At 57.8% G+C, this 9,904-nt stretch carries 7 protein-coding genes; 2 read left to right on the top strand and 5 right to left on the bottom strand.

Annotation, left to right across the window (positions count from 1 at the left end):
• The first annotated feature begins 8 nt into the window (after positions 1-8).
• On the top strand, positions 9-149 hold the full coding sequence (locus C2E25_RS17505; RefSeq protein ID WP_158247229.1) for a hypothetical protein: 141 nt from the start codon (positions 9-11) through the stop codon (positions 147-149).
• A 69-nt stretch (positions 150-218) separates the two neighbouring features.
• Here C2E25_RS17505 and C2E25_RS11475 read toward each other — a convergent pair whose 3' ends face one another.
• From C2E25_RS11475 to C2E25_RS11460, 4 genes are all read right to left on the bottom strand, one after another.
• Positions 219-947: a carbonic anhydrase gene (locus C2E25_RS11475; protein WP_420094633.1), complete on the bottom strand. Its 729-nt coding sequence runs from the start codon at positions 945-947 to the stop codon at positions 219-221.
• 590 nt (positions 948-1,537) lie between these two features.
• The gene (locus C2E25_RS11470) at positions 1,538-4,990 is read right to left on the bottom strand and encodes a pyruvate carboxylase (protein WP_103115873.1); all 3,453 of its coding nucleotides are present in this window, start codon (positions 4,988-4,990) and stop codon (positions 1,538-1,540) included.
• Between the two features lie 315 nt (positions 4,991-5,305).
• Complete coding sequence (locus tag C2E25_RS11465) at positions 5,306-6,091, bottom strand: slipin family protein (RefSeq protein ID WP_199177423.1); 786 nt, start codon at positions 6,089-6,091, stop codon at positions 5,306-5,308.
• Positions 6,091-7,437 carry an NfeD family protein gene (locus tag C2E25_RS11460; protein ID WP_103115871.1) on the bottom strand — a complete coding sequence of 449 codons (1,347 nt, stop codon included), beginning with the start codon at positions 7,435-7,437 and terminating at the stop codon, positions 6,091-6,093. Before C2E25_RS11460 ends, C2E25_RS11465 begins: the two co-directional genes overlap by 1 nt.
• Before the next feature lie 123 nt (positions 7,438-7,560).
• On the opposite strand from C2E25_RS11460, the gene C2E25_RS11455 reads away from it, so the two are divergent.
• On the top strand, positions 7,561-8,967 hold the full coding sequence (locus C2E25_RS11455; RefSeq protein ID WP_103115870.1) for a sigma-54-dependent transcriptional regulator: 1,407 nt from the start codon (positions 7,561-7,563) through the stop codon (positions 8,965-8,967).
• Here the strand turns inward: C2E25_RS11455 and C2E25_RS11450 are convergent.
• The gene (locus C2E25_RS11450; protein WP_103115869.1) at positions 8,950-9,858 is read right to left on the bottom strand and encodes a selenium metabolism-associated LysR family transcriptional regulator; all 909 of its coding nucleotides are present in this window, start codon (positions 9,856-9,858) and stop codon (positions 8,950-8,952) included. The two genes, C2E25_RS11455 and C2E25_RS11450, sit on opposite strands and share 18 nt — an antisense overlap.
• Between the last annotated feature and the right edge of the window lie 46 nt (positions 9,859-9,904).

Below are 9,904 nucleotides of genomic sequence, written 5' to 3'. Positions count from 1 at the left end.
GCAGAGAGGTGATAAAAATTGAATCCATGATCACCTGTGAAAAACTGGACACTAAAAGGATTTTCAAAAACTGGAATCAGGAAGGAAGGGAAACAACAAAAGAAAGGGGACAAACAGGCGGAAGTGTAATGACGGTTCCGGCACCGTGAAAAGCCGGGAAACGACAGCCCCTCCTGTCAGTCTCCCGGACAGGAATCCGGGAGACTGACAGGAGAAGACTATTCCAGCACCAGCCGGGCGTTGAGCGGCTGGGCCGGCCGGTTGTTCGGGCCACCGAGAACCCGGGAGAACTGCTCAACCTGTTGCCTGGAAACCGTGGGATGTTCTTTCATCACCAGCCAGATGACCCCCTGGCTGCAGGGAGGCGTGGTCAGTGAGCCGTTGAAACGGTAATAGTCGCGGTCTTTCGGCAACAGTTCGCCGGCCTTCACCTGCGCATTCAGAATCGCCTTGTCGCCGCTCTTTTCCGGCATCTGCGACCAGAGCCTGGCCAGCGCGTTGTTGGCATCTCCCAGCTCATAAAGAACAGAAACGACCGCCAGGTTGCCGTCCTTGTCAGCATGGACCAGGTGGGCTTCGAGAGGGTAGGACTTACCGTCAATCAGGTTTTCACTCGGGGCATGGAAGTGAAACTGCTTGAGTTCGAAGCCGCGGCCATCGATCACCAGGACGGTCCCGGGGACGTAGTTGGCCTGCACCGTATGACCGTTATTGAGAATTTCGAGCGCCATCCCCGAATAATTGAAGTCGAGAACGGGAAGCTCGGCATCAACGAACCCCCGCAGATCAACGGGAGACTGGTTCCTGCCGCTGCCGCAGATTGCATAGTCAGCCGAAAGAGAACTCCAGTTGGCAGGCGCACCGGGACCGCGATACCCCCAGTGAACGGTATCTTCCTGCCCTTCTCCCTGCATAGCGTTCTCATGGCGGGCATGCTGGGCAGCCATGCCGTGAGCCATCTGCTTGGCATGTTCCTGCTGTTCGTCAGATATTTTGGCGGATGAATTTTCGCGCGGTAGACTTTCAACAACCGCCGAAGGTGATGGAGAGGCCTTCACTGCTCCGGTGGCTGCAACCGAAGAGGAGGACGTATCCTCTTCCGGCGAGGAACCACCGGTGAGATAGATTCCAAAGGCGATCAGGGCGACAAAAACAACAGCAATGGCGGCAATACGCATAATCACTCCTAGAAACGGTCAGATTGGTTGGTCTAAAAACGTTACCAGAGAACAGATATTTTTCCACCGCAACCAGACCGGGCGACACCGGGTCAAATCCAAATCCACCGGCAATTTCGGGATTCAGCTGTCGTTACGGCTGAATCTGTTTCGTTGCCTTCACCGCTTCGGTGCTCAACGTAGCTCGGCTACGTCTGCGCCCGAATCGGCGCGGCGCCTCGCATCTCCACCCGTTCCGCCACCCTCGGTCCACAAAACAGCCGGTGGATTTGGGTCAAAGACAAAAAACCGGCCGGGTTCTGCAACCCGGCCGGCAGGGATGTTGACGATTCTGATCGTGGAGGGAAATTCCTCCGGCGTCAGGCGAGGACCACCAGCAGATCATCCTGGTCAACCTGATCCCCTTCGGCAAAGAGAATCTCCTTGACCGTCCCGGCCAGCTTCGCCTTGACGTTGGTTTCCATCTTCATCGCCTCGGTGGCCAGCAGCGTATCCCCTTCGGCAACCTCGTCACCAACATTGACCAGCAGCTTGAAGATCTTGCCCGGCATCGGCGCTCCGACCTGTTTTTCATCATCCGGGTCGGCCTTGACATGAGCCGTCCCCTCGGTCTCAACCGACAGGTCCTTCACCACGGCCGAACGCGGCATGCCGTTCAGTTCGTAATAGATATTGCGGGTGCCGTCTTCATGCACGCGGCCGATGGCGTTGAGCTTGATGATCAGGGTCTTGCCCTCCTGGATGTCAATGGTGACTTCCTCGCCGACCTCCAGGCCGTAGAAGAAGACCGGGGTCGGCAGCACCGAGGTGTCGGAATAGGTCTGCCGATGGCGATCGAACTCCTCGAAAACGCCGGGATAGAGGACCGCGGAGAGGACATCCCGGTCCGACACCTGGTGGCCGAGTTTTCTCTCCAGTTCAACCTTTTTGGCCTCGAAATCAACCGGCTCCAGCAACTCACCGGGGCGACAGGTGAGCGGCTCCTCGTCCTTGAGAATGATCTTCTGCAATTCTTTCGGGAACCCGCCGTAGGGCTGGCCGATCATCCCCTTGAAGAAGTCGATCACCCCCTGAGGAAAGGTCAATTCGTGGCCACGCTCCATGACATCCTCGGGTTCAAGATTGTTCTGGATCATGAACATCGCCATGTCGCCGATAATCTTGGAACTCGGGGTCACCTTGACCAGGTCGCCGAACATGTCATTGACCTTGCGGTACATCTGCTTGCACTCTTCCCAGCGGTGACCGAGGCCGAGGCCTTCAACCTGCGGCTTGTAGTTGGAGTACTGCCCACCGGGAATCTCGTGTTCGTAGACCTGGGCGGTGCCGCTGCGCAATTCGGACTCAAAAGGCGCATAGTAGGTCCGTACCGTCTCCCAGTAGTTGGCCAGATGCTGCAGACCGTCGCGATCGAGCTGCGGATCCCAGATCGACCCTTCGAGCGCCGCCAACAGGGCATTCATGTTCGGCTGCGCGGTGAGGCCGGAGACCGAAGAAAGTGCCGCATCAACGATATCGACTCCGGCCTGGGCGGCCATCATCAGCATCGCGCCACCGTTGCTCGACGTATCGTGGGTGTGAAGATGCACCGGGATGCCGATCTCGTTCTTCAGCGCCTTGACCAGTTTTTCAGCAGCAAACGGTTTGAGCAGGCCGGCCATATCCTTGATGGCGAGGAAATGGGCGCCCATTTTCTCGAGTTCCTTCGCCATGTCGACGTAGTACTGCAGCGGATACTTGTCCCGTTTCGGGTCGAGGATATCGCCGGTGTAGCAGATTGCCGCCTCGCAGACGGCCCCTTCTTTGCACACCGCCTCCATGGCGACCTGCATTCCCCTGGTCCAGTTCAACGAATCAAAAACGCGGAAGATATCAATCCCGCTTTGCGCCGCCTGCCTGACGAATTCCTGCACCACGTTGTCCGGATAATTGGTATAGCCGACGGCGTTGGAACCACGCAGCAGCATCTGGAAACAGATATTGGGAATCTTTGCCCGCAAGCGGTCGAGCCTCTCCCAGGGGTCCTCATTGAGGAAGCGCATCGAGACATCAAAGGTTGCCCCGCCCCACATCTCCAGCGAGAACAGTCCGCCGCCGAGATGCGCGGTGGCGTTGGCAATCCGATCGAGATCACGGGTCCGAAAACGGGTCGCCATCAACGACTGATGGGCATCGCGCATGGTGGTATCGGTCAGCAGCAGGCTCTTGTTGCCGCGAGCCCATGCGGCCAGGCCCTCGGGCCCCTTTTCACGCAGGATATCGCGACTGCCGCGAGGCAGCTGTTTGCCGTAAGGAATATCCGGGACTTCGGGCTCGCGCAGATCCTTGAACCGCAGCCGCTTTTCCGGCGCGATACCGGGATAACCATTGACGGTGGTATGCCCGATCCAGGAGAGGATCTTGTTGGCGCGATCCTTCTTGACCGCCAGTTCAAAAACCTCGGGATGATTGTCAAGGAAGGAGGTGTTGCAGTTGCTGGCCAGAAATTCCGGATGGGTGATGACATTTTCCAGGAACCCGATATTGGTTTTCACCCCGCGGATGCGGAATTCCTGCAACGCCCGATTCATGGTGCGGGAGGCCTGGACGAGGTCACGACCGAACGTTGAAACCTTGACCAACATCGAATCGTAATGGGGAGTGATTTCGGCACCGGCATAGGCACTGCCGGCATCAAGCCGCACCCCGAGACCGGCTGCGCTGCGATAAACTTTAAGGGTTCCGAAATCGGGAGCGAAGTTGTTGGCCGGGTCTTCAGTGGTGATCCGGCACTGAATCGCCGCGCCGCGTAGCTCGATGTCCTGCTGGCTCCTGATGCCGATTTCGGGATCGGAAAGTTTGTAACCCGCAGCCACCATGATCTGCGCCTGTACCAGGTTGCGCATGGTGACCAGTTCGGTGACCGTGTGTTCGACCTGGATACGCGGATTCACCTCGATGAAATAGAACTTGCCGTCACCATCCATCAGGAATTCGACGGTTCCGGCATTGGAATAACCGACCGCGTTACCGATCGCCAGGGCATAGTCACACACCTGGTCGCGTTGATCCCCGGTCAGCGAAAGGGCCGGGGCGACTTCGATGACCTTCTGGTGACGGCGCTGGATCGAGCAGTCGCGCTCGTAGAAATGAACCAGGTTGCCATGCTGGTCGCCGAGCAGTTGGACTTCGATATGCTTCGGGTTCTCGATATAACGTTCGAGAAACACGGCCGCGTTGCCGAACGAGGCCTCGGCCTCACTGGCCGCCGAACGCAATCCTTCCTTCAATTCTGTCTGGTTGCGAACGACCCGCATCCCCCGGCCACCGCCACCGGCCGAAGCCTTGATGATGATCGGATAGCCGGCATTCCTGGCGAACAGCAACGCCTCTTCTTCGGTCTGGACCGGCTTTTCGGTCCCCGGCACCAGCGGGACGCCGGCCTGTTGCGCGACCTCGCGCCCGGCGACCTTATCCCCAAGGTCGCGCATCACCTGTGCCGTCGGCCCGATAAAAGCGATACCGGCCCGTTCACAGGCCTCCGCAAACTCGGCATTCTCCGCCAGAAAACCATAGCCGGGATGAATGGCATCGACCTCCTTGCGGCGCGCCAGTTCGACGATCTCCTCATAGTCGAGGTAGGCATCGATCGGCCCCTTCCCCTTGCCGACCAGGTACGCCTCGTCAGCCTTGTAGCGATGCAGCGAAAGGCGATCCTGCTCCGAATAGATCGCGACCGTACCGATCCCCAGTTCGGTACAGGCGCGAAAGATACGGATTGCGATTTCCCCGCGGTTGGCCGCCATGATACGACGGAATTTTTTTACTGCCATGAAACCTCCTCCAGAGTATGGCCACTGTTTTTTGCCTCGCTAAAACGAAACAGATCAAATCCCGAAATATTTTATCGAAACTAAAATTCCACTGTAAAGTTAAAGACTTACAGCTGTATCAACAGTGCGATCATCTAAACAAAGCCCCCTGTTGCTGTCAATATAAAAAACTGTTTTACATTCTAAGTCTTTGATATCAAAAGGCTTTTATTACCGCTTTTCTCAGATAATACCCTTTAGCGAATTTTCCTTCCATATCTCGAATATTACCAGGAATGGTAATGGAAAGGTCAGCAGGTCAGGGCATTTCAATGGTCACGATTCGGAGGCTGGTTCGACATCATGTTTGCCGAACTCGATAAAGGGTTTGACCAGTTCGATCGGCAATGGGAAGAGTATGGTCGAATTCTTCTCGGTGGCGATTTCAGTCAGGGTCTGGAGATAGCGCAACTGCAGGGCGCCATTTTCCCGATTGATAATCTTGGCTGCTTCGGAAAGCTTGACCGAAGCCTGCAATTCACCCTCGGCATGAATGACCTTCGCCCGGCGCTCACGCTCCGCCTCGGCCTGGCGGGCCATGGCGCGCTGCATCTCGACCGGCAGGTCGATATGCTTGACTTCGACATTGCTGACCTTGACCCCCCAGGCATCGGTCTGTCGATCAAGAATCTTCTGCAGTTCGGAATTGATCTTGTCGCGATGAATCAGCAACTCGTCAAGCTCTGACTGACCGAGAACGCTGCGCAGAGTGGTCTGAGCCAGCTGACTGGTCGCGTAAAGATAATTTTCGACGTCAATCAGTGATTTCTCCGGTTCCAGCACCCGGAAATATAGCACCGCGTTGACCTTCACCGAAACATTGTCGCGGGTAATGACATCCTGCGGCGGGACATCCATCGCCACCGTTCGCAGACTGACCTTGACCAGCTTATCGATCACCGGGATGATGAAGCGCAGCCCCGGTCCCTTGACGCCGGCAAAACGTCCAAGACGAAAGATAACCCCGCGTTCATATTCAAGCAGTATTCTGACCGCGCTGCCGATCAGAAGCACCACGATCGCAAACGCGACCGCCCATCCGACCAATCCGACTGGAATCATCATTCAGGTCCCCTTTCGGTTATTCCCGGATTTCTGTTGTCATCTGCGCGACCAATCCTGAGCCGCATATGGGGCAACATGCCCTGGACCACGATCTTGTCTCCCGCACTGATCTCATCATCACCAACGGCATCCCAATATTCTCCATGGACAAAGACCCGGCCTTCACCGGGAAAGGGAGTCAATGCTTCGCCGACATCCCCGACCATGCCTTCACGCCCCGCGACAGACAGCGTCTTCTGGGTGCGCACGACGAAAAACATCGCCAGCAGGAAGAAACTGCTGAAGACAGCAACCGAGGCGGCGATCACCACCCTGGAAATCTGCAGGGCGGGGTTATCACCGCCGATCAGCATTAACGAACCGAGTGTCAGGGCGAGGATGCCGCCAACGGTCAGCATGCCGTAGGAAGCAACCTTGACTTCCAGAATAAACAGTACCACGCCGACCAGAATCAGCAGCACACCGACGTAGTTGACCGGCAGGGTCTGCAGACCGAAAAAGGCCAGAAGCAGGGCAATGGCGCCGATGGCGCCGGGAAAAATCACACCCGGCTGGGAAATCTCAAAAAAGATGCCGAGAATACCGAGCATCAACAGCATGTAGGCGATGTTCGGATTGCCGAGAGTGTTGAGAATCTCCTGCCGCCAATCCATCTGCCGGTAGTCGATGTCGGCACGACCTGGAGCAAAAATCCGCTCTTCCCCCGACCGCTGATAGCTGCGACCCGCAAGGGCTTGAATCAACTCCGGAGTACTCTCCGCCATCAGGTCGACAACGCCCCGCTTGACCGCCTCACTGGCCGGCGTGGAAATACTTTTTCTGACGATTTCTTCCGCCCAATCCAGGTCGCGGCCGCGCTGTTCGGCAATGCTGCGGGCATAAGCGACAGCATCGTTGACCACCTTGGTGGTCATCACGTCTTCCCCGCCCTTGTCATCTTTTTTATTGCCGACTCCGGGACCGATGGTGACCGGATGCGCGGCACCGATATTGGTACCTGGAGCCATGGCGGCAAAATCAGCCGCCAGGGTTATCAGGGCGCCTGCGGAAGCCGCCCTGGCGCCGGACGGAGAAACATAGACAATGACCGGCACCCGGGAGCCGAGCTGGGCCTGGATAATCTGGCGCATGGCGGTATCGAGGCCGCCCGGGGTATCCAGTTCGAGAAGAAAAGCGACATTTTCACGATTGGCCGCGGCGATCTGTTCACTGATAAACTGCCCGGCGACAGGGTTGATGGCACCGCTCCAACGTACCGCGCGGATACTCTTGTCTGCGGCAGCCGGTGAAGCAACCCATAACAGGGGTGCCAACAGGGCCGTGAGAACAAGGAAAAACCTCATGTTGAAAGTGTAACAACCCGGAAGGGGGAGTCAAACCCGACCGAAAGATTGTTCGGGATTGCAGAAACGGGAGTTTTGATGTTAAGCTGACCCCGTCAATGAAATGACGGACCAGGGGGAGTGATGAAACAACTGGCACAGATTCTTCTCATCGATGACGAACCGCACAACCGGGAAGCACTATCCCTGCTGCTGACCGGAAGCGGCTTCCAGGTCGAAGCGGTCGGCACCGGCGAAGAAGCCTTGAAAGTCCTTCAGCAGACCCCGTACGCGGTTGTGATCACGGATCTTTTTTTGCCGGGCGTCAGCGGCATCGATATCCTCAAACGGGTCAAGATCGACTATCCCTACACCAATGTGGTCCTGATTACCGGCAACGCATCGGCGGAAACAGCCGTCGAATCGATGAAGGAAGGGGCCTTCGACTACATCACCAAACCGATCGATTTCGAAAAACTGAAGATTATCGTCACCAAGGCCCTGGAAAAAAGCCAGCTGGTGGCGGAAAATCTCTATCTTCGACAGCAACTGCGCGGCAAATACGCCTTCGACAACATCATCGGCCACGGCCCGGCCATGCAACGGGTCTTTTCCCGGCTGGAGAAGATTGTTCACACCGATTCAACCATCCTCATTCTCGGTGAATCCGGTACCGGCAAGGAACTGGTCGCCCGCGCCATCCACTTTAACGGCACCCGCCGCAACAAGCCGATCATTGCCATCAACTGTGGAGCGATCCCGGCCGAGCTGCTCGAAAGTGAGCTGTTCGGACATGTCCGGGGTGCTTTTACCGGCGCCGTTGCCGACAAACCGGGTAAATTCGAGTTGGCCGATGGCGGTACTGTTTTTCTCGATGAAATCGGCACCATGCCCCCTCCCCTGCAGATGAAACTGCTGCGGGTCCTGCAGGAACAGGAAATCGAACGGGTCGGCGGCAGGAAGCCGATCAAGATCAACGTCCGGGTTATTTCGGCAACCAACGCCGACCTGGAAGCCGATGTCAGGGCGGGGCGGTTTCGGGAAGACCTCTACTACCGTCTCAACGTCATCCCGATCCTGCTGCCGCCGTTGCGCGAACGGCGCGAGGACATCCCCCTGCTGGTCAGACATTTCCTGCAGAAGAGCTGTCAGGAGATGCAACGCAACCTGATGTCGGTCTCTCCCGAAGCCATGCAGGCGCTGGAAAATTATGACTGGCCGGGCAATGTCAGGGAGATGGAAAATGTGATTGAACGCAGCGTCGCCCTGACCGACGGGGACCGCATCGGCAGAGCGGATCTGCCGCCCGATATCGGCGGGCTGGATGAGGATGCCGGCGACGACCGCATCGCCCCCCGGGTCACGGAAAGAGGGATCGACATGCCGGCGACTGTCGCCGAGATGGAACGAGAACTGATTCGCGACGCACTCAGAATCGGCAACGGTATCAAGGCCAGGGCTGCCGCCCTGCTCGGTATCAACCGCACCACCCTGGTCGAGAAAATCAAGCGGCTCGGGCTGCAGGAAGAGCTGTCAGACCCCCGGAGCTGAATTCGCCGCCTTCCGCATATGGACCAGGAAGGCTTCGGCCAGGGGAGAAAGCTGACGTTTTCGACGCTGAACCAGGTAAAAGGAACGACGCATGCGCGTCCCACGGACCGGCAGGGCGACCAACTCGCCGCGATCCAGCTCAGACGCCACCGCCCGCAGGCTGAGAATCCCCGCGCCGAGTCCGGCCAGCACCGCCTGGCGCACCGCTTCATTGCTGCCGAATTCGGCTACGATCCGCAGACTGCCGGGATCGCAACCAGCCTCGCGCAGGGCGGTTTCGGAAAAAACCCGGGTTCCGGAATCAACCTCCCGTTGCACGAACGGGAGATTCCCGAGTTGCTCCGGCGGCAATTCCGGCAATCCCGCCAGCGGGTGACCGACCGGCAGAATGACAGCCAGTTGATCGTCCCACAGCGGTTCGAACGCGCAGCGTGTCTCGCGAAAGCGGCTTCCGGTCAGGCCGAATTCATAGTCGCTCTCCAGCACTCCCTGCACAATCGCACCGCTACCGGCAATCCGGATCGAAATCCGGCAGGCGGGATACTGCTGCCGGAACTGCTGAATCACGCCGGGCAGGATATAGGTGCCGGGAATGGTGCTGGCACCGATGCTCAAAGTTCCGGCCAACTCGCCCCGGAAGGTGGCCATCGCCTGCCGGGCCTCTTCCCGCAACTGCAGGATCTGCCGCGCATAGGGATAGAGTTTGCGACCGGCCGGGGTGGGGACAACCTCCCGCCCCATCCGGTCGAGCAACCGTTCGCCGACCGATTCTTCGAGCAGCCGCAACTGTTCACTGACCGAAGGCTGACTCAGATGGACCGCTTCAGCGGCACGGGTAAAGCTTTTCAGTTCAACAATCTTGCAGAACAGGGTCAGACGTTTGATATCCATCGCGCAACAATCCTCAGATAAACACCTCAGGCCGGCAGGAGCCCCT

Source organism: Geothermobacter hydrogeniphilus (assembly GCF_002898515.1).
Taxonomy (GTDB): Bacteria; Desulfobacterota; Desulfuromonadia; order Desulfuromonadales; family Geothermobacteraceae; genus Geothermobacter_A.
Note: the sequence above shows the minus strand (reverse complement) of the source record. Positions and strands in the feature narration are given on the sequence as shown.

Coding starts and splice junctions, on each gene's coding strand:
- C2E25_RS11475 (WP_420094633.1), bottom strand. CDS start 947: ATGGCTGCCCAGCATGCCCGCCATGAGAACGCTATGCAGGGAGAAGGG.
- C2E25_RS11470 (WP_103115873.1), bottom strand. CDS start 4,990: ATGGCAGTAAAAAAATTCCGTCGTATCATGGCGGCCAACCGCGGGGAA.
- C2E25_RS11460 (WP_103115871.1), bottom strand. CDS start 7,437: ATGAGGTTTTTCCTTGTTCTCACGGCCCTGTTGGCACCCCTGTTATGG.
- C2E25_RS11455 (WP_103115870.1), top strand. CDS start 7,561: ATGAAACAACTGGCACAGATTCTTCTCATCGATGACGAACCGCACAAC.
- C2E25_RS11465 (WP_199177423.1), bottom strand. CDS start 6,091: ATGATTCCAGTCGGATTGGTCGGATGGGCGGTCGCGTTTGCGATCGTG.
- C2E25_RS11450 (WP_103115869.1), bottom strand. CDS start 9,858: ATGGATATCAAACGTCTGACCCTGTTCTGCAAGATTGTTGAACTGAAA.